The sequence below is a fragment of the Shimia sp. Alg240-R146 genome, assembly GCF_947331465.1.
GTDB lineage: Bacteria > Pseudomonadota > Alphaproteobacteria > Rhodobacterales > Rhodobacteraceae > Shimia.
In genome coordinates this window covers 501,079-525,684 of sequence record NZ_CAMZOK010000001.1, presented here as the reverse complement: position 1 = coordinate 525,684, position 24,606 = coordinate 501,079, and the positions used below count along the sequence as shown (strand labels likewise).

16 protein-coding genes are annotated in these 24,606 nt (G+C 58.2%); 10 read left to right on the top strand and 6 right to left on the bottom strand.

The window, feature by feature from the left end; all coding sequences use genetic code 11:
* The first annotated feature begins 53 nt into the window (after positions 1-53).
* The 5 genes from dapF to PG871_RS02510 all read left to right on the top strand — a co-directional run bounded on the left by dapF (position 54) and on the right by PG871_RS02510 (position 4,189).
* Positions 54-899 (top strand): diaminopimelate epimerase, encoded by an 846-nt coding sequence (gene dapF / locus PG871_RS02530; protein WP_270725640.1) that lies wholly within the window; start codon positions 54-56, stop codon positions 897-899.
* Complete coding sequence (gene mtaB / locus PG871_RS02525) at positions 896-2,158, top strand: tRNA (N(6)-L-threonylcarbamoyladenosine(37)-C(2))-methylthiotransferase MtaB (protein ID WP_270725638.1); 1,263 nt, start codon at positions 896-898, stop codon at positions 2,156-2,158. The genes dapF and mtaB overlap by 4 nt, the downstream gene beginning before the upstream one ends.
* On the top strand, positions 2,155-2,814 hold the full coding sequence (locus tag PG871_RS02520; RefSeq protein WP_270725636.1) for a glutathione S-transferase: 660 nt from the start codon (positions 2,155-2,157) through the stop codon (positions 2,812-2,814). The genes mtaB and PG871_RS02520 overlap by 4 nt, the downstream gene beginning before the upstream one ends.
* Positions 2,815-2,935: 121 nt before the next feature.
* A complete protein-coding gene (locus PG871_RS02515; protein WP_270725634.1) occupies positions 2,936-3,571 on the top strand; it encodes an FMN-binding negative transcriptional regulator in 636 nt (211 codons plus the stop codon).
* 12 nt (positions 3,572-3,583) lie between these two features.
* Positions 3,584-4,189, top strand: a complete 606-nt coding sequence (locus tag PG871_RS02510) for a glutathione S-transferase (RefSeq protein ID WP_270728681.1) — start codon at positions 3,584-3,586, stop codon at positions 4,187-4,189.
* A 204-nt stretch (positions 4,190-4,393) separates the two neighbouring features.
* On the opposite strand, the gene fdhF is transcribed toward PG871_RS02510, so the two are convergent.
* The 3 genes from fdhF to PG871_RS02495 form a co-directional block, all read right to left on the bottom strand.
* Positions 4,394-7,177: a formate dehydrogenase subunit alpha gene (gene fdhF / locus PG871_RS02505; protein WP_270725632.1), complete on the bottom strand. Its 2,784-nt coding sequence runs from the start codon at positions 7,175-7,177 to the stop codon at positions 4,394-4,396.
* Position 7,178: 1 nt separating this feature from the next.
* Complete coding sequence (locus PG871_RS02500; protein ID WP_270725630.1) at positions 7,179-8,870, bottom strand: NAD(P)H-dependent oxidoreductase subunit E; 1,692 nt, start codon at positions 8,868-8,870, stop codon at positions 7,179-7,181.
* Between the two features lie 88 nt (positions 8,871-8,958).
* The gene (locus PG871_RS02495) at positions 8,959-9,849 is read right to left on the bottom strand and encodes a LysR family transcriptional regulator (protein ID WP_270725628.1); all 891 of its coding nucleotides are present in this window, start codon (positions 9,847-9,849) and stop codon (positions 8,959-8,961) included.
* Between the two features lie 452 nt (positions 9,850-10,301).
* Between PG871_RS02495 and petA the strand changes: the two genes are divergently transcribed.
* The 4 genes from petA (at position 10,302) to PG871_RS02475 (ending at position 13,930) form a co-directional block, all read left to right on the top strand.
* A complete protein-coding gene (petA, locus tag PG871_RS02490; RefSeq protein ID WP_270725626.1) occupies positions 10,302-10,862 on the top strand; it encodes a ubiquinol-cytochrome c reductase iron-sulfur subunit in 561 nt (186 codons plus the stop codon).
* Between the two features lie 11 nt (positions 10,863-10,873).
* The gene (gene petB, locus PG871_RS02485; RefSeq protein ID WP_270725624.1) at positions 10,874-12,187 is read left to right on the top strand and encodes a cytochrome b; all 1,314 of its coding nucleotides are present in this window, start codon (positions 10,874-10,876) and stop codon (positions 12,185-12,187) included.
* A 14-nt stretch (positions 12,188-12,201) separates the two neighbouring features.
* Positions 12,202-12,993 carry a cytochrome c1 gene (locus PG871_RS02480; protein WP_270725623.1) on the top strand — a complete coding sequence of 264 codons (792 nt, stop codon included), beginning with the start codon at positions 12,202-12,204 and terminating at the stop codon, positions 12,991-12,993.
* Between the two features lie 142 nt (positions 12,994-13,135).
* Entirely contained in the window at positions 13,136-13,930 is a 795-nt protein-coding gene (locus PG871_RS02475) for a hypothetical protein (RefSeq protein WP_270725622.1), read from the top strand.
* A 75-nt stretch (positions 13,931-14,005) separates the two neighbouring features.
* Here PG871_RS02475 and pbpC read toward each other — a convergent pair whose 3' ends face one another.
* Complete coding sequence (gene pbpC, locus PG871_RS02470) at positions 14,006-16,048, bottom strand: penicillin-binding protein 1C (protein ID WP_270725621.1); 2,043 nt, start codon at positions 16,046-16,048, stop codon at positions 14,006-14,008.
* Positions 16,048-21,489: an alpha-2-macroglobulin family protein gene (locus PG871_RS02465; RefSeq protein ID WP_270725619.1), complete on the bottom strand. Its 5,442-nt coding sequence runs from the start codon at positions 21,487-21,489 to the stop codon at positions 16,048-16,050. Before PG871_RS02465 ends, pbpC begins: the two co-directional genes overlap by 1 nt.
* 269 nt (positions 21,490-21,758) lie before the next feature.
* Here PG871_RS02465 and PG871_RS02460 point away from each other — a divergent pair, with 269 nt between their 5' ends.
* Positions 21,759-23,831, top strand: coding sequence for a response regulator (locus PG871_RS02460; RefSeq protein ID WP_270725618.1), 2,073 nt, complete (start codon positions 21,759-21,761; stop codon positions 23,829-23,831).
* Here PG871_RS02460 and yaaA read toward each other — a convergent pair.
* A complete protein-coding gene (yaaA, locus tag PG871_RS02455; RefSeq protein WP_270725616.1) occupies positions 23,816-24,589 on the bottom strand; it encodes a peroxide stress protein YaaA in 774 nt (257 codons plus the stop codon). The two genes, PG871_RS02460 and yaaA, sit on opposite strands and share 16 nt — an antisense overlap.
* Between the last annotated feature and the right edge of the window lie 17 nt (positions 24,590-24,606).

Here is a 24,606-nt window from a genome sequence, read left to right as displayed (position 1 = left end):
CGATTCTCAAGAAAAAATGCACACCACTGGAAACCGTCTTCCATCAGGCGTATATGCGCGCAATGACCATGCGCGCACATACCCCTTTTGCTTTCATGAAAATGCACGGCCTTGGCAACGATTTTGTCGTTGTGGACGCGCGCGTGCGCGATTTTGATCTGTCTGAGTCCCAGATCACCGCCATCGCAGATCGCCATAAAGGCGTTGGATTTGATCAGCTTGCAGTGATCGAAACCCGCGGCGATGCGGATGCGCATCTGGTGTTTTACAACGCCGATGGATCGACCTCGGCAGCTTGTGGAAATGCGACCCGGTGCATTGCCCGCTATCTGATGGACGAGTCGGGAACTGATGCGCTGACCCTGACGACAGACCGTGGCACGCTTTACGCCCGCGATGCCGGCGAAGGGCTCACGTCGGTGAATATGGGGCAGCCGCAACTTTTGTGGTCCGAGGTACCCCTTTCTCACGAGATGGACACCCTCGCCCTGCCAATAGACGGTGCACCAACCGCGACCGGCATGGGCAATCCGCACTGTACCTTCTTTGTTGACGATGCAGAGGCCGTGGATCTTGGCTCTTTCGGCGCGGCACATGAACATCACCCGCTATATCCCGAACGCACCAATGTGCAGATCGCGCAGATCATCGGCACCGACCACATCCGTATGCGCGTCTGGGAACGTGGTGTAGGCCCGACATTGGCCTCTGGCTCCTCAAGCTGTGCCACCGCCGTCGCTGCGCACCGTCGTGGCCTGACCGGCCGCGCTGTGCAGATAGAGCTTGATGGCGGCACCATCTGGATCGACTGGCGCGACGATGGCGTCTGGATGACCGGCGCGACCGAGCATGTGATGAGCGGCGAATTCACCGCCGATTTTCTGGCGCGTGCAAAATGACCACCGCGCCCCCCAAATTTACCACGCTCGGATGTCGCCTGAATTCGTATGAATCCGAGGCGATGAAAGACATGGCCCAGTCAGCTGGTCTTGAGAACGCCGTCATCGTCAACACCTGCGCCGTGACCGCCGAGGCTGTGCGCAAATCACGCCAGGAAATCCGCCGCCTGCGCCGTGAAAACCCGGATGCCAACATCATTGTGACCGGCTGCGCGGCCCAGACCGAACCGGAAACATTTGCCGCCATGGGCGAAGTCGACAAAGTCATCGGCAACACCGAAAAAATGAACCCCGCCACATGGCAGGGCATGGCCGCGGATTTCATCGGCGACACCGAGAAAGTCATGGTGGACGACATCATGTCTGTCACAGAGACCGCCGGTCACTTGATCGACGGGTTTGGCACCCGGTCTCGTGCCTATGTGCAGGTGCAAAACGGCTGTGACCACCGCTGCACGTTCTGCATCATCCCGTACGGACGCGGCAATTCCCGCTCTGTGCCCGCAGGTGTTGTGGTGGATCAGATCAAACGGCTGGTGGACAAAGGCTTCAACGAAGTGGTGTTGACCGGCGTCGATCTGACCAGCTGGGGCGCAGACCTGCCTGCAGCGCCAAAACTCGGCGATCTGGTGATGCGCATTCTGAAACTGGTGCCGGACCTGCGCCGCCTGCGGATCAGCTCGATTGACAGCATCGAGGTCGATGAGAACCTGATGATGGCGATTGCGACCGAGTCACGCCTGATGCCGCATTTGCACTTGTCGTTGCAACACGGTGACGACCTTATCCTCAAACGCATGAAACGCCGGCATTTGCGCGATGACGCAATCCGGTTCTGCGAAGAGGCCAAAAAGCTCCGTCCCGACATGACCTATGGCGCGGACATCATCGCGGGCTTCCCTACGGAAACCGAGGCGCATTTTGAGAACTCTATGAAACTGGTGGATGACTGCGACCTGACTTGGCTGCATGTGTTTCCTTATTCCAAACGCGAAGGCACGCCAGCGGCAAAAATTCCGACGCAAGTGAACGGCGCCATTATCAAAGAACGTGCCGCCCGCCTGCGCGAAGCCGGGCAAGCGCAAGTCGCGCGGCATTTGCGGGGCCAACTTGGCAAAACCCATCACATCCTGATGGAAAACCCGCACATGGGCCGCACGGAACAATTTACCGAAGTTGCGTTTGACGTCGCCCAGACCGAAGGGTCCATCGTGACCGCACCAATTCTAGACCTGCGTGGATCGCAACTGGTGGCATGATGCCGATCCTCTACAGCTTTCGCCGTTGCCCCTATGCCATGCGGGCACGTTTGGCCGTAGCGGTGTCCGAAATAGGCGTCGAATTGCGAGAGATTGTGTTGCGCGACAAGGCGCCGGCATTTCTGGCGGTGTCTCCAAGTGCAACCGTGCCCTGCCTTGACGACAATGGCACCGTGATCGACGAAAGCCTCGACATTATGACGTGGGCCTTGGGGCAAAACGACCCGATGGGGTGGTTGGACATGCCTGATCAGGGCCACGCATTGATTGCCGAGGCCGACGGCCCGTTCAAAGCCGCTTTGGATCACACAAAATACCACACCCGCTATCCAGAGCTTGATCCGCAAGCCAGCCGCGCCGCGGCGATGGCCTTTCTGACCAACCTTGAAACACACCTTGCTGACGGATTTCTGTTTGGCGCCGCGCCAAGCCTTGCAGACATGGCGATCCTGCCTTTCGTGCGCCAGTTTGCATTTATCGACAAAGCCCGGTTTGACGCAGATGCAGGGCCGAACCTCGCCCGATGGCTGGAGACATTCCTGACAAGCGCGCTTTTTGCCACCATTATGCCCAAACTGCCCAAATGGGGCGAGGGCGATGCGCCGACGGTTTTTGCGGGTGCAATCACACCGCCACAGGCGCCTCCGCAGGCGTAGGCTACCGGACCACAAACCGCTCCTTCAGATCACGTTCTCTTTGCTATCGCATCACGAATTGGCGGTTGCCATACATCCGCGCTCACGGCACCATCGCCGCGACTTTAAAGCGAGCCACGCGATGCACCCAAACCCCACCTTCAGAGACGCCGATACCGACCAGAACCTTGCCTTTGCGCGCGAACGCGGCTTTGGCGTTCTGACGCTCTCAACCGACGACGCGCCTTTGATGTCGCATGTGCCATTTTTGGTGAGCGGTGACGGCAGTTGTGTGGACTTGCACTTGGTGAGGTCCAACCCAATGGCGCGCGCGTTACGGGATGCGAAACCAGCCCGTCTCGCGGTCAGTGGGCCAGACAGCTACGTCAGCCCCGATTGGTACGATTTGGATGATCAGGTACCAACGTGGAACTATGTGGCCGTGCACTTGACAGGTACGCTTGCGCCGCTGCCACAAAGCGACCTGCCCGACCTGCTGGACCGCCTGTCAGATCATTTTGAGGCACAGCTTCTGCCGAAACCACCCTGGAGCAGCGACAAGATGGATAGCGAGGCCTACACCCGTATGCTGCGCATGATCCAGCCTTTCCGACTGCAGATCACCGATGTTCAGGGCACTTGGAAACTGGGCCAGAACAAACCCACAGAGGCGCGCCACGCGGCTGCCCGCCAGATGGCCGCCCAATCGGTTGGCTCGCACACACGAGAGTTGGCGGCCATGATGCAATCGCCCGTTTCAGACCCCAAAAAGGATTAACCCATGTCCCGCCTGCAATTGATCCACTCCCCCGCCTCACCTTTTGTGCGCAAGGTGCGCGTGACACTGGCCGAAACCGACCAGACCGACGATGTCGATCTTGTGCGCGTGCACACCACTGCGCTCTCGACTGCCGACGAAGCCGCCGCAGCCAACCCGCTCGGTAAAATCCCGGCATTGGTCCGGCCCGATGGTCCGGCAATTTACGACAGCCGCGTGATCTGCCGCTTTCTGGTCGCTCGTGCTGGGGCTGACCTCTATCCCGAGGACCGCCTATGGGATGTGCTGACACTTGAGGCCACCGCGGACGGGATCCTCGAATCCGCAGTTTTGATGGTTTACGAAAAACGCCTGCGCCCCGCCGAGATCGTTTTTGACGACTGGCTGGAGGCGCAATGGGGCAAAGTCGCTGGCGCGCTTGACGCGGTCAATGACCGCTGGATGAGCCACCTGCACGGGCCTCTCGACATGGGGCAAATCGCAATTGGCTGCGCACTTGGCTACCTCGACTTTCGTCACGGCGATCGTGACTGGCGGCAGGGGCGCGACAATCTGGCCGCGTGGTACGAGACATTTGGCGCGCGAAACAGCATGGTTGCCACCGCCCCAAGCGACTGACAACACGCGTCCAAACAAAATCCATATTTAATTCGCGACTCAAATAAAATACTTTATCTGGACGGTAAAATCGGCTACCGATTTGCTGTCGGCACGCCTTTTAGCGGGTCTGCCGTCAGCCTTGCGACTGTCTAAGGGGTTTAACAGTGGCGAGGGGGACTCCGGTGGCGAAGCGCCGCAATCGCCTCACCACCGGAGTTCATTTCATTCCGCCGCGACGGGTGTTTCCGCTTTTTCCACACGTACCGCCGAGAATTTGAACTCGGGGATTTTGCCGTATGGGTCCAGCGCCGCATTGGTCAAGATGTTGGCCGCCGCTTCGACATATGCAAACGGCAGGAACACGTTGTCCGGCGCCACAGCCCGATCCGCACGCGCCATCACGGTCACTGTCCCTCGACGGGTCGACAGCGCGATATAGCCTCCTGCCTCGACACCCAGTTTGCGCAATGTCGACGGATGCAACGAACAGTTTGCTTCCGGCTCCAGCGCATCCAGCGTGCTGGCTCGGCGGGTCATCGAGCCTGTGTGCCAATGCTCCAACTGACGACCAGTGATCAACACAAACGGATATTCGGCATCTGGCACTTCATCTGGCGGGATCACAGACGCAGGCGTGAACCGCGCACGGTTGCCCGCACGTGGGAAGCCATCGCCAAACACAATCGCCTGACCGGGGTCTTCGGGGCTAAGCGACGGATAGGTCACCGCCTCGCCCTCAAGCCGTTCCCACGTGATGTTGTCGAGCGAACCCATGTTGAGCTTCATCTCCGCAAACACCTCAGAAGGGTGCGTATAATCCCAATTCAGACCCAACCGTTTGGCCAGTTCGACTTCGATCCACCAATCCTCGCGCGCCTCACCCGGAGGCGATGTTACGGGCCGCCCCATCTGCACCTGACGGTTGGTGTTGGTCACGGTGCCGGATTTTTCATACCACGCCGACGACGGCAGGATCACATCCGCATAGTTCGCCGTTTCCGTCAGGAAGATGTCCTGCACCACCAGATGCTCTAGCTTGGCCAAAGCCGCGCGCGCATGATCCACATCCGGATCCGACATCGCAGGGTTTTCACCCAGAATATACATGCCTTTGATGTCGCCATCATGGATCGCATGCATGATCTCGACCACCGTCAGACCTTTCTGGCTGGAGAAGTCCTCAGATTGCCACACATCCGTAAAGGCCGAGCGCACGCCGTCATCTGTCACCGACTGATAGTCCGGCAAGAACATCGGGATCAGGCCCGCATCGGACGCACCCTGAACGTTGTTTTGGCCCCGCAGCGGATGTAGCCCAGCGCCGGGTTTTCCAACATTGCCGGTCATCAATGCCAACGAAATCAGGCAACGCGCATTGTCCGTCCCGTGAATGTGCTGACTGACACCCATGCCCCAGAAAATCATGCCCGCTTTGCCAGCCGCAAACGTCCGCGCCGCATCGCGCAGCAATGCGGGATCAACGCCACAGATCGGCTCCATCGCTTCCGGAGAGAACCCCTTCAGATGCGCCTTCATCTCGTCCCAGTTCTCGGTGAACTGCGCGATGTAGGCTTCATCATAAAGCTCTTCTTCGACGATCACGTGCATGATCGCATTCAGCATCGACACATCCGCACCGGGTTTGAACTGCACCTTGTGGCTTGCATATCGTCCAAGGCCGACGCCGCGCGGGTCACAGACGATCAACTTGCCGCCACGCTTGGCAAACTGCTTGAAATAGGTCGCCGCCACAGGGTGGTTCTCGATCGGGTTACAGCCGATCGCAATCGCCACATCGGCGTTCTCAATTTCGTTGAACGTCGCCGTCACAGCACCCGATCCGACATTCTCCAGCAACGCCGACACGGATGATGCGTGACACAGCCGCGTACAGTGATCGACGTTGTTGTGGCCAAAGCCCTGACGGATCAGTTTTTGAAACAGATAAGCTTCTTCGTTGGAACACTTTGCAGAGCCAAAACCAGCAATGTTCGTGCCTTTTTCCGCACTCAGGCGCTTCATGCCACCTACGGCAAAATCCAACGCTTCATCCCACGTCGCTTCGCGGAAATGCGTCAACAGATTTCCGGGGTCGACGTTCAATCCTTTGGCTGGCGCGTCATCACGACGAATAAGCGGTTTGGTCAAACGGTGCGGGTGGTCGATATAATCAAACCCAAAGCGGCCTTTGACGCACAACCGGTTTTCATTGGCTGGGCCATCGATGCCTTCGACATATTTGATCTTATCGTCTTTGACCTTGAAGCTGATCTGACAGCCAACCCCGCAATAGGGGCACACGCTTTTGACTTCGCGATCATAATCCGCACTGTCACCCGCGCCATCCTCGTCCAGCACAGCCGCAGGCATCAAAGCGCCTGTTGGGCAAGCCTGCACACATTCACCACAAGCCACACAGCTTGAGGCACCCATGTCGTCGCCCTGATCGAACACGATCTGCGCGGTGTTGTTGCGCCCTGACATGCCGATCACATCGTTGACCTGCACTTCGCGACAGGCCCGCACACACAGGTTGCAATGGATACAGGCGTCCAGATTGACGCTCATCGCCACATGGCTGGCATCCAGCAGCGGCACGCGCTCGGCCTCTTTGGCCGGAAAGCGGCTCTCGTCCACACCGGCCATCTCGGCCATATCCCAGAAATGGCTTGATGCGTCGTGTTTGACCTCGGGCTGATCCGCAACCAGCAACTCCATCACCACTTCGCGCGCTTTGGTGGCGCGGTCGCTGTCCGTCTTGACCACCATGCCCTCGGCCGCAGGACGAATGCAGGACGCCACCAATGTGCGCTCGCCTTCAACCTCAACCATACAAGCCCGACAGTTGCCATCGGGACGATAGCCTTTGGCCGGCTTGTGGCACAGGTGCGGGATTACAAACCCCTGCCCGTTTGCCGCATCCCAAATAGAGGTGCCCTCAGGCACAGTCACATCTTCACCGTTCAGAGAAAACGTCACCATGTCGATCTGTGCTCCGTCAGCCATCTCAGATCTCCTCCCCGAAATGTTTCATCGTCAAGCGGATCGGGTTTGGCGCCGCTTGCCCCAAACCACAGATCGACGCATCGCCCATCACCTGACACAACTCCTCCAACAAGGGCTGATCCCATGTGTCCGCCTGCATCAGCTTCACTGCTTTCTCACAGCCCGCCCGACACGGCGTGCACTGGCCACAGCTTTCATCCTCAAAGAACTTCAGCATATTCAGCGCCGCATCCCGCGCGCTGTCCTGATCGGACAACACCACCACGGCGGCAGAGCCAATAAAGGTTCCATGCGGCTGCAGGGTGTCAAAATCCAGCGGCACATCATTCAACGTCGCAGGCAACAATCCCGACGACGGCCCACCCGGTTGATAGGCTTTGAACACATGACCATCAGCCATGCCGCCCGCCGCTTCGATCACGTCGTCAATCGTCGACCCCGCTGGCAGCAGGTACACGCTAGGATGCTTCACCCGTCCCGACACCGAATAATTTCGCAGACCAACGCGTCCGTTCTTTTCAACCGAATTCAGAACCTCGGGTCCGAACCGCGCAATCCGCGCAACCCAATAAAGCGTCTCGACATTGTGCACGAGTGTCGGCTGCCCAAAAACGCCAACCTGCGCCACAAAGGGTGGACGATGACGTGGCAAGCCACGCTTGCCTTCGATGGATTCAATCATGGCGCTCTCTTCGCCACAGATATAAGCCCCCGCGCCGCGCCGGACCTCAATAAAGCCCGCCTCGACGATACCATCGTCGACCAACCGCCCGATTTCGCGGTTCAGGATGTGGATCACACCGGGGTTTTCGTCGCGCATATAGATAAAGCAAGTCACGGCCTCGACCGCCCAAGCCGCAATCAACATACCCTCAAGGAACATATGCGGATTGCGCTCAAGGTGATGGCGATCCTTGAATGTGCCCGGCTCGCCTTCGTCGCCGTTCACGGCCAGATACCGCGGACCGGGATTGGCACGTACAAAGCCCCATTTGGTGCCGGCTGGGAAACCCGCGCCGCCCAGACCTCGCAATCCGGCCTCGCCGATCTTGGCTTGTACCTCTTCCCAATCGCCGTTTTCACGCAGCTCGCGCAGCTTTCGGTATCCGCCGTCTGCCTTGTACTCCGTCAGACCTTGATAATCGATCACCGCCGGATGCACTTGTCCGGCTTCCATCGCGGCCAAAACCTTGTTCTCGGTGGCATAGGTGATGTGGTTGTGACCCAGCTCGACGACTGGCGCGGTATCGCACCGCCCCATGCAAGGCGCGCGCAACACACGCACGGCAGCAGGGTCCACACCGTCGCGCAAGGCCTGCGCCAATTGATCAGCACCGGCCAACTCACACGACAGCGATTCGCACACGCGGATGGTCAAGGCAGGCGGCGGCGCCTCTCCATCACCCACCAAATCAAAGTGCGCATAGAAAGTGGCAACCTCATAAATCTCCGCCTGAGCAAGGCGCATCTCTTCGGCCAACGCGCGGATATGGGCTGCGGACAGATGGCCATAAGCATCTTGAATCAGATGCAGAAACTCGATCAGCAGATCACGTCGGCGCGGTGTATCGCCCAACAGCGCCTGCACCTCGCTCAGCGCGACATCATCAACTTGACGCCCCTTTGGAGTGCGCCGCGATTTTCCGGTGCCTTTTTTCTTCCAGACGCCTTTTTGATCGTCGAGTGGTGCCATCTTAGCCTCCCTGCCAGATGGGAAACCCTCGCATCACGCTTTTTGATAATCAATCAGCAAGAATTTAATTCACCATAATTTTTGCTTATCACGAAAAATCCGACAATTCCAAAGTCCGCCGCAAAGCTTCAACTGTGGAAAGACCCGGGTGGCGATGGGCGGAAACCAGACTCACATCTTTTTCCACCACCGGCGCTTCAAGCTGCAACGCCACCAACCCGGCATTCTCGCCAAACGCTTCTGCCAACCCTTCGGGCACCACCGTGGCCGCCATTCCATTGGCTGCCATCATCATTGCCGACGTGAACTCGCCGGTTTCGGCGATCACGTCCGGTACAATGCCAACTTCGCGAAACACCAGATCAAGAATGCGCCGGTTCTGCATCCCCGGTTCCAACAATGCCAGCGGCAGCTCAGCCGCCTCCGCCCACGTAGCCCGCCCGCTGGTCCTCGGGGCCAGTGCGGCTGGCGCAAGCAGCAGATACCGCTCATCATAAAGGTGCTCGACCCGCATCAAATCCGGCGAAACGCCTTCGCCGTATGTGATGCCTGCATCATAAAGCCCGTTTTCCAACCCTTGTTGGATCGCCAGAGAGCTTGCCGCCTGCAACCGCACAGTGATGCCGGGGTTGCCGTGACGCAGCCGCTGCACCACGCCCGCCGCATAGGCCACCGCCGTCGGCACAACCCCAAGCGCCAATTGACCGGTGACGTCGCCTCCTGCCGAGCGGAACTCTTCCTCCAGCAGCTTCATGCCATCCATAATCTTGCGGCCATGTCGCAGCAAAGCCTCGCCAGCAGGCGTGAAGCCCTGAAAGCGGTTTCCGCGTTTGACGATCGCGGAATCAAGACGTTCCTCGAGCTTGCGGATCCGCATCGAGAACGCCGGCTGCGACACGCCGCACTCTTCGGCCGCGCGTGCGAAATGGCGATGACGCGCCAAAGACGACAGGAATTCCAAATCCTTGAGGCTAATCACTGACGCTGCTCCATTGATGACCCTCTCCTACGCAATGAACTATCAGTGAACCAGAAGCAGCATTTTCTCCAGCGCTGATTCGCCCTGCTGACACCGCACAAGTCATTGTGCTGAGGGGACCAGCGCCCGCCGCGCGTCCTTGCGATTCCCCCCAAGGGTATCTGACGATCAAAACGCCAAAAGGGGCCCCAAACCTTGGCGCGACCGCCCAATCCGCACGCAGTGCACAGCCTGCGCACCGCAGACGCTCCTTTGGATCACGCCCGCAAACCTGTTTCGTCGCTCAATTTGTCAAGACTTCAAGCGCGACAGAGGGACGCTACGGGCCGTATCTAGCGAATGTTCGCTGGACGGGTGCGATCCCCTTCGTTAAATAGCGGCGGGGAGAGGCTGCGGGACACCGCGGCCCGGAGCTTATTGGCCGGATTCGGCTGAAGAATGGAGAGAACCTCGTGTCCCACGCAGAAGACCACGAAGGCACCCGGAGAGACTTTCTCTACTACGCCACGGCTGGCGCCGGTGCCGTAACCGCAGGCGCCGCAGTTTGGCCCCTCGTCAACCAGATGAACCCCTCCGCCGATGTGCGCGCGCTGTCGTCGATTCGCGTCGACACATCCGGCATCGAGCAAGGCACCCAGCTGACCGTTAAATGGCTCGGCAAGCCGGTGTTCATCCGTCGCCGCACACAAGCGGAAATCGACGAAGCCCGTGCCGTCACAATGGATCAGTTGTCCATCGACCAAGGCAGCCAGAACGCCAACAAACCCGACACCGACGCAGCGGATGAAAACCGCGCGATGGACGAAGCTGGCGAATGGCTGGTGATGATGGGTGTATGTACACACCTCGGCTGTGTGCCTCTGGGCGACGGCGCTGGTGACTTCGGTGGCTGGTTCTGCCCGTGCCACGGGTCCCACTACGACACTTCCGGCCGCATCCGCAAAGGTCCGGCGCCTGAAAACCTCCACGTTCCGATTGCCTCGTTTGAGGGCAGCGAACTGGTCCTCGGATAAGGAGCGCGCTTATGTCCGGAATTCCTCACGATCATTACGAGCCCAAATCAAAGGGCGCAAAATGGGTCGAATCCCGCCTGCCGGTGATTGGCCTGATCTATGACACGCTCATGATCCCCACTCCGAAGAACCTGAACTGGATGTGGATCTGGGGCATCGTCCTCGCATTCTGTCTGGCGCTGCAAATTGTGACCGGCATCGTGCTGGCGATGCACTTCACGCCGCATGTCGACATGGCGTTTGCCTCGGTCGAACACATCATGCGTGACGTGAATGGCGGCGCGATGCTGCGGTATCTGCACATGAACGGCGCCTCGCTGTTCTTCTTTGCCGTCTACATCCACATCTTCCGCGGTCTCTACTACGGCTCCTACAAGGCCCCACGTGAGATCACATGGATCGTCGGCATGGTTATCTACCTCCTGATGATGGCAACCGGCTTTATGGGCTACGTTCTGCCTTGGGGTCAGATGTCCTTCTGGGGCGCAACCGTGATCACCGGCCTGTTTGGCGCCATCCCCTTTGTGGGCGAAGCACTGCAGACCTTCCTGCTTGGCGGCCCTGCGGTGGACAACGCCACCTTGAACCGCTTCTTCTCGCTGCACTACCTTCTGCCCTTCGTGATTGCCGCTCTGGTAATCGTGCACATCTGGGCGTTTCACACCACGGGCAACAACAACCCGACCGGGGTTGACGTGCGTCGCGGCTCCAAAGAAGAAGCCAAGAAAGACACCCTGCCATTCTGGCCGTACTTCGTGATCAAAGACCTCTTCGCGCTGTCTCTGATCCTGGTGATCTTCTTTGCGGTTGTTGGCTTCATGCCCAACTATCTGGGCCACCCGGACAACTACATCGAAGCCAACGCACTGGCGACACCTGCACACATCGTGCCTGAATGGTACTTCCTGCCATTCTACGCGATCCTGCGTGCCTTCACCTCCGAAGTCTGGGTTGTGATGTTCGCAAGCTGGATCACCGGTGGCATCATCGACGCCAAATTCTTTGGCGTGCTGGCGATGTTTGCCGCGATCATCGTGATGGCGCTGGTGCCATGGCTCGACACATCGCGTGTTCGCTCCGGTCGCTACCGTCCGATGTTCAAGTGGTGGTTCGCCCTGCTGATCGTCGACTTCATCGCGCTGATGTGGCTTGGTGCCATGCCTGCAGAAGAGCCTTATGCGACCTTCTCGCTGATCGCATCGGCCTACTGGTTCGGATATTTCCTCGTGATCCTGCCCCTCTTGGGTGTGATCGAAAAGCCGACGGCTCCGCCGGCGACCATCGAGGAAGACTTCGAAGCCCACTACGGCAAACCTGCAGAATAAGAGGACATAGGATTATGCTTAAGAAACTTAGCATTGCTGCTCTGGCCGCCCTGTCGTTCTCGGCAGGTGGCGCACTGGCGGCGGGTGGCGCAGGCCACATTCACGACACGCAGTTCTCGTTCGAAGGCCCGTTCGGCAAATTCGACCAGAACCAACTGCAACGTGGCCTTCAGGTCTACACCGAAGTCTGCTCAGCCTGTCACGGGCTGCGCTATGTGCCACTGCGCACATTGGCTGACGAAGGTGGTCCACACCTGCCAGAAGATCAGGTGCGCGCCTATTCGGCACAGTTTGACATCTATGATGCCGAGCTGGACGAAGATCGTGCCCGGACACCAACCGACCACTTCCCAATGAGCGGTATCGCCGAAGCGCCTGACCTATCTCTGATGGCCAAAGGCCGCGCCGGCTTCCACGGTCCTTACGGCACTGGTATCAACCAGCTGTTCAAAGGCATGGGTGGCCCGGAATACATCGTGTCGCTGCTCGACGGGTACACCGGCAAAGAAAAAGAAGAAGCCGGTACCACGTTTTATGAAAACACCGCCTTCCCAGGTGGTTGGATCGCCATGGCACCCCCGCTCTACGGTGAGGATGTCGACTATGCTGACGGACACTCCAACTCTCTGCACCACGAAGCAGAAGACGTTGCAGCCTTCCTGATGTGGGCTGCAGAACCCAAAATGATGGCCCGCAAGCAGGCCGGATTTGTGGGTGTGTTGTTCCTGTCGATCCTGACGGTGCTTTTGTATCTGACCAACAAAAAGCTCTGGGCGCCGATCAAAGGCAAAAAGCTCGACATCTGATCAGCCCGCTGATCCTAAAGAATTGAAAGCCCCGCTGGTTATTCCAGCGGGGCTTTTCTTTGCCTGACAGAAAACTGCCGTTTTAGCATAAGACGTTTTTCGTGCTATGGTTCGCCAATTACAAACCAGCAACGGTAGTCAAATGCATTTAAGAAAACTCCTAGCCGCACTTAGTCTGGCATTAGTCACAGCGTCAGGTACTGCCGCGCAAACCCTGACCCTAAAAGACAGCGACGGCTGGAGGCACGGATTTACAATTGGTCTTTTTGGTGCCGTTCGGACAAAGGGCGAGACCACAGTTGCGGGCAATAGCTCCGACCTGAGCCTGTCACTCCGGGACGCGCTCGAACATCTCGATTTCACCGCAACTGGCCGGTACGAAGCTTGGAACGGAGACTTCGGTCTGATTGCCGAAGGGCACTACATCGGCCTGTCGGAATCCTCAACTATCAAGTCGGGTGGCTTCGCTGGCACACAGGTGTCTGTGGACTCCGAGCAAGGCTGGCTCAGCCTGATGGCCGCATATCGGGTGGCTAAAGGCACCACGCAGACCGGTCAACCCTACGCCTTCGACGTACAAGCCGGTGCACGCTACAACCATCTGAAACAAACGCTGACATCGTCAGGTCCTTTGGGAACAGTGGGCGGCACAGAAAACTGGTGGGCACCCGTTGTCGGGGCGCGCTATGCGTGGGGGATCAACGAAAAGTGGAGCGGAACCGCGATGGTCGATGCTTCGGGCTTTGGTGTAAACGGCAACGATCTTAGCTGGAGCGGAACCGTCGGTTTGGTCAAAAAAATCAACGAGCGTTCAGCCCTAATGTTTGGCTGGCGGCATGTAGACTTTAGCTTCAGCACCCAGCGATCAGACGGCACGTTTGGATCTGATATCTGGTCCACTGGCCCATTCTTCGCCTATAGCCACGTCTTTAATTGATTTCGCAATCAAGGCTGAGACCGGAAACCGACGCTGTCGCAAAACAGTCGCGATACCGACGCGATACCGACAGGCCTATTCCAGCCAGATTGTCACGCGATCAGACCGGCCTTCGGCGTCTATTACCGTCAGCGTGGAGGCGCCCACATCCACCAACGGCAACGCAACTTCCCGACGGCGCACACCGGTTGCGACAGGCAAACCGTTTGCCAGAACCGTAAACGGTGTCGCCCCGTGCTTGAACTTGATCGTCACCCCGTCACCGCCATCAACCAACCTCGCCCCGTCCGGCGGAAATACCAACGTCAATCCGTCTTTCGGTGCTTCAAAAACAGCACTCCGACTGCGAAATTCCCTTAGGGGTTCAGGCAGTTGTGCATTGGCCGATAGGATCGTTTCTGGCGGCGGCGTCCCAAGCGGATCAAGCTCCGGCTTGATATGCTGGAACATGTCAAACAACACAGGCGCTGCGACGTCGGCCCCAAACGCCCCTGGCACGGGTGTTCCATCGGGCCGGCCGATCCAGACACCTGCCGCGTGGCGCCCGTCAAAACCAATCGCCCAAGTGTCCCGATGCCCGTAGCTGGTCCCCGTTTTATACGCCAACCGGTTCCGCGGCGCGCCAGGAGGAGGCGCGATATTGGACAGAATATGACCCAAGTGCCACGCCGCAGATCGACTGATAACACTTTGATTTCGCGCATATTCTTCCCCACTTAACCAGCGCAGGTCAACCGCATCACCGCCTCGTGCAAGCCCCGCATAAAGCTGCACAAGCTCCTCAAGAGACACGCCCACTCCGCCCAGCGCAACGGCCAATCCAGCCTTGCCGCCCGGCAATTTCGGCTCCAACCCGGCTCTCCGCAGGGCCGCCATCAGATTGGCGGGTCCCAAGGCCTCCGTGAGCATCACCACCGGGATATTAAGAGACTGCGACAGAGCTTCGGACACCCGCACGTCCCCCCTGAATTCGCCATCAAAATTTTGCGGCGCATAAGTGCCAAACCGCACCGGCGCATCACGGATCATGGTCTCGGGGTGCGCCAGTCCTTGATCGAAGGAAAGACCGTAAATCAATGGTTTAAGCGTTGAACCCGGCGACCGTTTTGCGCGCGTCATGTCGACAAAGCCTTGCCGCTGATCCGCTCCGGAAAACTGTGCCGAACCAACTGAGGCCAGAATTTCGCCTGTGCTGTGATCAGCGACAACCATGGCAATCGACAGCTTGTTTCCCAAGCTGCCGACGGTCTGACGCGCCAATCGTTCCAGCCTTTTTTGCAACCCGGCATCCAGCGTCAAATCATGCTTGCGCGCGTCCGGCCGGGCGGCCAAAGCCCGATCCGCCAGATGTGGCGAAAGGCTTGGGAAGACACGCTTTTTGGCGGGCAGAGGCTCGCTCAGTGCGGCCTCAACGTCCCCCTCAGTCAACACCCCCTCAGCCAAAGCCCGCTGCAAGACCCGCTCCCGCGCCTCGGACGCAGCCCTCGCAAACCGATCTGGTCGGCGCGTGTTCGGGCTTTGCGGCAAAGCCACCAATAGAGCTATCTGCGCTGGGGTTAACCTGTTGGGTTCTTTATCAAACCACGCAATTGATGCCGCGCGAAGACCTTCGATGTTGCCACCATACGGCGCGTGGACGAGGTAAAGGTCCAAGATGTCCTGCTTGCTCAGTCGACGCTCCAATGCCAGCGCAAGCCGCATCTGCCGCAGCTTGCCGCGCCAGGCCCCAGTGCCTGAGTTCTCCAACAACCGCGCAACCTGCATCGTCAAAGTCGAGGCGCCAGAAACAACTTCGCCGCGCCACATCGCTTGCATGCCAGCCCGCATCAGCGCGCGAGCGTCGACACCTGAATGCTGAAAGAAACGTTTGTCTTCATAAGCCAAAAGGACATCGACAAAACGGGGATCCACCTGATCCACAGTCGCGCCGAGCCGCCACAGACCGTCCTCGACCGTATAGGCCCGCAACAACGAACCATGTCTGTCGCGGACCTCTACCGAGGTGTCCGCGATAAGGCTTGGCAGTTCTGTTTGGTCAACCCACTGATCCACCCCATCCCGCGCCGCAGCCGCTGCAAAAAGCAGCGCGACGCAGAGAAAGGGCCAAGTTCGACGCATCACTCAAGCACAACAAGCTGTTGTGCTTCTGTGTTGGCGCGGTATTGCGGGCGATACATGTCTTCGACCGACGCAGCTGGGTGGTGATAGGTCCCGGGCGAAACCGCACGCACAATATAAGCCAGTCGGAACATCTTGTCCGAGCGCCAATCAACTGCTGCCAGAAACCTGTCGGACCGGAATTCACTGAATTCTGAATACGCAGTTTCCAGCCACTCCAACTCCCGCACATCGCCGCTTTCCAGCAAGTTGGGGTTGTCGATTTCAAAGCCTGCCGGCAGGGGATCATTGACCATTAGCCGTGCACCTCCGTCCTCAAACGGTTCAACGGTCAGGACGGTCACAAACCGATCGCCCGTGCGCACGTTTTCAGGATCTAGTGGCGCGCCATCCATCGCAAAGTATTCTCGATCGATTGCGTACCCATAGCCGCCTGCGGTCACTGGATAATCTGGCACACCAATCGCAGTGACTGTCACGCTCTGGGGGACATCGCCCTCGTTACGAAGTGCCATTGGTGTGGTCGCGATGTCACCAGCAAACCGGCGCAGCAGAGGGCCGGTCAATGGCGTGCCGTCAACACTCAACCCGCTAGCGCCGTCATCTTCGAGCAGCGCGTGCACCGCCATCAAAGACCAGACACTTTCTTGGGTCGACAAGCTCTGACCAGGTGCCGCGATACGGTGTGCAAAGGCATCCCCATCAATCGCGGCGCTGCCGGCCTCCATAGCCAAAGTCAACACACCGGCCGCGTCGCGCAGGTGAGTGCCATAATCTGCTCGCCACAACTGCGCATCTTCAGCCGCGCTTTGCCCTTCGATGAGGCGCGCCGCCTGGCGGAACATCACGTCCGCGCGGGTTTGGTCGCCGTAATACGCCAAGGCCGCGCCAATCTGGGCGGCTGCCAAGGGTGTGGCAAAAGCCTCGGATTTCACATCCGCGTAGTATCGCAGATCACCCATTGCAGCGGCACCCTCGCGGGCCAGCACCAATATGGCATACGCGATATCTTCGCCGCCTTCGTCAAAGTCCGGAGCGTAGTTCACTCGGTTGCGCAGATTGTCCATGGCTTGACGGAAAGCCTGATCGGGCACGGAGTAGCCTTTGGACCGCGCCCGCGACAGGAAGTCACTGACATAGGCATCCAGCCAGAAATCCCCACTTTCGGCTCGCCATAGGCCAAAGGCACCGTTGCTGGCCTGACGGGTCAAAACTTTGGCCACGGCCTGATCAACCCGTTCCTGCACCTTGTCCCTTTGGGTCAAACCAAGGGCTGTGCTGACACTTTCGAAATACAGCAGCGGCAAGGCTTGGGATGTCACCTGTTCCGTGCAGCCGTATGGGTAACGATCCAGTGCCTGAAGCAGGCCGGGTGCATCAAATTTTGCCAGCGCACCAGAAGAAATCACTGCTGATCCTGTACCGGGTCGTAGCTCGGCGAAGAGATCCGCGCCAAGGGTCAGAGATTCACCAGCCCCCAAGGTGATTTGCCGTGTATCGCTGATCTCGGGATCGTTGGCGCGCACCGGAAGTGTCAAAGATTTCACAAGCTGTTTGCCGTCAGGTGTGGTCAGGGCGACGCGTATTTCATGATCCCCAACGTCTTGGGCCAAGACCGGCACGTGCACCTTGGCGGTGCCTTTTTCGGCAAGCATCACTTCGCTTGGTACGGCCCCGACCAGAGTCACACCGTCGGCAACAACATCCAACTGCATCTGACCTGCTGGCCCTTCGGCATGCACGATTTCCAACAACAGGCGCGATTGATCACCCGGCGCAAGGAACCGCGGCAGCGACGCGGTTACCACAACTGGATCGCGCACAATTACGTCGCGATCTGCTTGCCCCACACCCGTCGCGGTCCAAGCGACCGCCATCAAGCGCACTGTGCCGTTAAACTCGGGCAGATCAAAACTGATCTGCGCCCTGCCATCAGCGCCAACTTCGACAGGTCCACTGAAATAAGCAACCAGTTCTTCTGTGGGCGGTGGAGAATCAAAGCCCGCTCCGGCGTTGGCGTCCCCACCAGAGCGCAGTGCGCCCATGTTTCCACTCATTCCGTCAATCAGCCGCCCATAAAGGTCCCTAATTTCCATACCCAGTCGGCGCTGCCCGAAATAGTGCTCAGATGGATCCGGACTTGTGAAACGTGTGAGGTTCAAAATGCCCACATCCACCGCGGCAACGGTGACATAGGCGGTTTCGCCTGCAGCAACACCCTCAACGCTCACCGCGACATCTAGCGAACCACGCGGGTCTGCCTTGGCGACTGTTTCCAGTGACACCGCAAGCTGCTTCGCGCCCGGATCGATCTTGGCATAAGACAGCCCCATAGATCTTGCAGGGTTTTGGTTGGCAGGCGTATCCGACGGTCGAATAACCGAGGCTGTCACATAGGCCCCAGCCCCCCATTCGTCGGTGACATCGAGCGGGATCAAATTCTCGCCTTCTCCCACTTCTACGGCCTTCATCGCAATCAGGCGATTGGACATCACCGAAATCAACGCCGTGCCGGCATAGCGCGGCACAATGCGCAAATTGGCGGTGTCACCGCTGCGGTAGCCCGGTTTGTCCAATGACAATTCCAAGGTGTCTGGCGTGTCGGAGGCATCAACCGGCGCGTACCAACCGGCATAAAAGTCGGTTGAGCTGGCAACGGCGTCCCCGCCGATCTGCTCGACCACCACTTCGTATTGGCCCCATTCCACCGGTGCCTCGATGGTGACCGGCCCGTCGGCGAGATCAAGTTCGCCTCCGGCAACACGGGTGCGGCGCGTGGTCGGCTCCCACTGCCAATCGCCATACAGCTGATACCACTGATAGGTGGTCCGCACGCGGTTGACGGTCCATTGCACCTTCATTTTTGTGGGCGCGAGGTCCGCATTCAGGGCCACCACTTGGAAGCTGGCCGATGTGCCTTCGGCGACGACATCGTCAAACCCCGGCTTGAGGCCGATCATCGCCCCCGCAGCGGCCACAGGATGGGTAAGACTGCGCTCCACCGGACGGCCGGACCCTTCGAGGACGCGCACTTTGATGTCGGCCTGAAGCGGCAGCCCTTCGGCGGTTTGATCCGGCAGCGGCAAGAACACGTCGGCATTGCCTTGTGCATCCGTGACGTCCCCACTGAAGTATTCGGTGTTTGCATAAAATGGGTCATCATGGCGACCAAACGTGTAGCCCGCAAAACCCGCCACCTCGGCGCGCGGGGTCAAGCGCAATTCACCTTCGATATCAAGATCCGCACCGGGCGCGCCAAAAAGATAGCGGGCCGCAACATTGAGCGGCGGCATGTTGGCGGAATCCAAAGGTGCATCAGGAAGCGTGAGATCAAAATCAATGCGTTCAGGCAGGAAGTCTTCGACGAGAATCTTTCGGGTTGCCAGAGCCGGTGCGTCCAGATCCGTCTTAAAGCTGATCCGCCACGCGCCGCGCGGCACAGTTGCACCCAGGGGCAAGCGGAAAACATGGCCACCGGCCGCGTCATTTGTCGACACATGGCGTGCGTATTCCACGCCGTCGGGGCGGGTCAGGATAGCAGTGACCGGCAAGCCGGGAAGCGCTTCGGCCACATCGCCGCGCGCCAGAGCCGTGACATAGATGGTCTCCCCTGCGCGATAAGCACCCCGGTCGGTAGTCACAAAAAGGTCAATCGGAGGCGCCGGTGGACGTCCTTCTACGCCGCGATCTGACAGATCAAATGCAGGATCGGTGAGCGAAAGGAAAGAGAAGTCCTCCCCCGCTTCGATCATCACCAGCGCAGGCGCTGCACCACCTGTACCTCGGGTTAGACCCGCCGCGAAAGTTGCATACCCCTCAGCGTTGCTTTGCACGCTGCCCAACACTCGGTTGGACCGCGACAACAGCGTGACTTTTGCATTATCCCACGCGCTGGCGTCGCTGAGATGGCGCACAAAAACATGTAAGCCATCCACTCCGCTCAGACTCGTCATTCCGATGTCAGACAGGATGAACCATTGCGTCGTGGAGGTTTCATCATAGATGTCTGCGCCGGGCAGATCCGCGGTTAACGCATAAACGCCGGCCGGTTGGTCTTTCAATGCGTCACCAATTGGCAGGCGAGTGCTCATCGTTTGGTTCAGGGTGTTTTGCACCTCACCGGAGCCAGTCCAGATCGTCTCGGCCACATCCCGACCAAAATCCTCGATCTGCCAATAGCTCATCGGTTTGCCAAAATAGCTGTCCTGAATCGCGCGCAAAAGGTTGCGGTCGCTCACCCGTTGCAGCGTCAGATCCACAAGATCCAAGTTTACCGTTTCAATAGGAAGGCCAGCATCCGCCGTACGAGGCAAAACATAGGCTCGGCCAGCGAAGCCGACACTGGGGCTGCGATCTCGTACGTAGGCAGTGATTTCGATATCTTTGATGAGGGCCTCACCACTTTCCGCAGGCAAACCTGCACGAAAGGTTGCGGTGATGCGTTGACCGTGGCTCAAGCCTTCGACGCAGAGCTTACTGCCCTCGGCCTGAACCGCCAAGCGGGCATCCGGTAGTTTTACATAAGGCGCGTAGTCTACGCCGGTTTTTACCAACGGTTCGTTGAAGTCCACGCAGAGGCGAGGGTCCGCCAGATCGCTTTCGACCGAATGTTCCGTAATACGAAACCCGTATTTGGCAATCGCTTTGTCGAGCGCCGCGACCACATCGTCACGTGGTGCAATCGTTTCGGCCAACCGAAGAGCCTGCACCATGTTGCGTCCGCGGTTGCGCTGCTCCAGCCGCTCCGCCAATACCAAAAGCGCTGTAACCCGCGCGCCATCCCGCTTTGCGCGTAAATATCCGTTGATCGCTGCAAAGAAAGCACGATCGCGGTAACGGCGGGTCTCAGATGACTTGTTACCCTCAACTACAGCGTTCAGTCGAGCGTACTCCAGCCAAAGATCGCTGCTGTCTTTCTTACTTAGCGCGCCACCGGTCCACCGCATTGCACTCAGAAGTTCTTTGGCACTGCGCCGCTCGGCCGCCGCACTGAGCATTTCCGCGACCTCCCAAGGTCCAGCTGCGTGGATACGACCGATGCCCAGCGCCAAATCTTGTGCGCGGCGCAAATCCGAGCCGCCGAGAAAGCCAATTTCGGCCGCCCGCGCCTGGCCAAGCTTCTGTGCATTGGCCGTGGTGGTCAGCACCTCCGCTGACAATGCGCCTTCATAGGGTTGCTTGTCAGAAATCGCGCTTTTGGGAAAACAGGCATTGGACCGGGAGTTGAATGTGAACGCCGCGCAATTCGAATCTGAAAGACATGCGGTGACGCATGCCTCATAGGTTGTATCAAATAAATTTTGCAGGTCAGAGCCGTAAAAATCCAGATCTCGGCTGACGACGATCCGCCGATCAGGCACATAGCTTTGCTGTGCGGACGCGGCCTGCGTCAGTAACATAATAGAAATAAACGAAAAAACAAAATATGCGAGCCGCTGCATGGGTCTCTCCTGCTGTACCTGGCAAGAGGGTGCCATGTCTGCGCGGATTATTGCAACGATTCCACCTTTAACGAATGGCTTAAGTTGATGTTCATTTCCCACCCACAGTATGTGCCCATCAATGTCTTGAGTCTGAGGGCGCCCGCATGTCGCTGGCCGAAAAAATTGCAAACGAACGACGCGCCCGCCTTGCGGCGGAGCAATTGCTTGCAATCAAGCAAGCTGAATTGTCGACGCTCCAGACAAGGTTTGGTGCAAAAACTCAGAAATTGACAACCGAAATCCGGGAAGTGCGCTCTGACCACACGCTGTTACTGCGCGAAAAAAACCAGATGCAGTCTGAGGTCGCTGCGGCGACAAATCGCGCGGACCAGGCGGAACAGCGGTTGTGGAGTTCTATCGGCGCCGTGCGCGACGGATTTGCATTTTTTGACGATACGGGCGAAATGCTGGCCGCCAACCCGGCATACCTTGCCAGCTTCAATCATTCTGATGTGGTCAAGCCTGGCGCCAGCATAACTGAAATTGTGGATTATGCCTTTGACGGCGGTATCATCGATTTTCAGGGGCAAGATCCGGAAACGGTACGCGCAGCCTTGTTGCAGGGGCTGCAAGACGACAGCATTGAGCCGTTCACATTAAAACTGTGGAATGGTCGTTTCGTCCAACCCATCCTGAAAACCGGAGAGAATGGCGATCGTGTAAGCCTGATCATGGATGTGACAGATGCCGTCGCGTATGAGACCACCTTGAAAACGGCGCTGGAGGCAGCAGAGGCTGCCAAACATGCGAAATCTGCTTTCCTTGCAAACATGAGCCATGAAATCCGAACGCCGATGAATGGTCTTGTCGGTATGGCGGACCTGTTGATGGAATCTGAGCTTTCCGAAGAACAACATCTTTTTGCTTCAACCATAAAAAGCTCGGGCGAGGCGTTGATGTCGGTCATCAATGACGTGCTCGATTATTCCAAAATTGGCGCCGGCAATATGGCGTTGCGGGAGGACTCATTTGATCTAGAGCGTTGCATTCACGAAGTGATTGCCATGTTGCAGATCCCCGCGCGTGAGCGTGGATTGGAACTGTTGGTCGATTATGACCTGTTCCTGCCAACAGAGTTTGTCGGAGACCCGGCGCGCGTGCGCCAGGTGCTGACCAAGCTTATTGAGAATGCGATCAAGTTCACGCGCGAGGGCCACGTCCTGGTGCGTGTCGTCGGAGTGATCGTCAAAGACGGCGCCGAAACGGTTCTGCATGTTACGGTTCAGGATACCGGGATCGGCATCGCCGAGGACCGGCTCGAACATATCTTTGGCGAGTTCACCCAAGCTGATGAGGCCCAAAACCGCGAGTTTGAGGGCGCCGGTTTGGGGCTGGCAATCACACGGCAATTGATCCATCGCATGGGTGGTGAGATCTGGGTTGACAGTATCCAGGGTGAAGGCACGTCCTTTGGCTTCCGTCTTGCGCTGCCGGTACATGAAAACTGTGAAAAAATACCGACGCCTTTGCCGCAAAATGTGGAACACATTGTTGTGGCCTCCGACATCTCGATCAACTGTGATCTTCTTAAGAAACAGTTGGAGCAATTGGGCGCCCGGGTAACCATATGCGGCGACAAGAACCGCGCTCTGACGTTTGCACCTCAGGCTGATTTGGTAGTTATTGACCATGGCCCTGGCCATTTGGACGCGCTGGATCTTGCCAGTGAGCTTCAAAGGCAGGCCTCAGGCGCGCCAGTGATTTTGATGACCAGCGATGAAAACATCCGCGCCAAAGCGGCCGACATCCCGATTGTTGCCGCTGTGGTGCGCAAACCCATCTCGCGCAATGCGCTGTGTCGCTGCATAGAAACCTCAGCCGGCAGCTCTCTTCCTGCGCAACTGGCACCAAATGGGGCACACAAGCGGCGGATGCGGGTGCTTTCGGCAGAAGACAACAAGACAAACCGGCTGGTGCTGACGAAACTGCTGCGTCCGCTCGACCTTGATCTCGAATTTGCCCACAACGGCGAAGAGGCGGTCGAGATGTACAAGGCCAAAACGCCCGACTTGATCCTGATGGACATTTCCATGCCCAAGATGGACGGCAAAGAGGCGACACGCCATATTCGCGATCTCGAAAAGGAGTCCGGAAAACGAACTCCGATCGTGGCTTTGACAGCGCTTGCGGGGTCCAACGACGCCGACGAAATCCGTGCGGCGGGTCTGGACGTTTATCTCACCAAACCTGTGCGCAAAGCCGAAGTGTTCAATGTGATTTCACAATCTCTGCCCGATGATGTCAGCAACCCGTTCAACGGTCACGGCACTCCAGACCTGACATCTCAGCTCTCTGGATAGTCCCGCAAGAACACCCAGCGATCCCCCTCGGACATCTCAGGCTGAAAGGCATAACCGCCAAAGTCGAAATCCTTGGCATTCTCGGCGTTCGCAATCCGGTTCTGGATCACAAAGCGCGCCATCGACCCACGGGCTTTCTTGGCAAAAAACGACACGATCTTGGCTTGTCCGTTGCGCTCTTCCATGAACACCGGCGTCACCACCCGAAGTTTCAGCGCCTTAAGATCCACAGCACCAAAGTATTCTTGGCTCGCACAATTAAGCAATGTGTCGGTGCCCACAGCCTCGGCTTGGGACCGAAGGGCTTTGGCAGGGCCATCGCGCCAATAGTCATATAGCGACTTTCCTCGTCGGGTTTTTAGCCGGCTGCCCATTTCGAGACGGTATGGTTGTATCGCATCCAATGGGCGCAACACGCCGTACAACCCGGACAGGATGCGCAGATGATCTTGCGCGAAACGCATCTCGTCTGGTTCAAGGCTGTTGGCATCCAATCCGATATAGGTGTCGCCGGCAAAAGCATGCACCGCCGGGCGAACCGTTTCCGGCGTTGGCGCGTCGGCAAACGCTTTGAACCGGTCACGATTGAGCCGGGCAAGGTCCGGACTCAGATCCATTAGCTTGCGCAAATCAGTCAGTGTGAGGTTGCGCATGGTCTTTGTCAGGCGAATGGCGTCGTCCTGAAAATCCGGCTCTGTCACGGGACCGTCCACCGCATCCCAATTCAGGCGCTTGGCCGGAGAAATCACTGTCAGCATGGCTGGTTTCCTTCGCT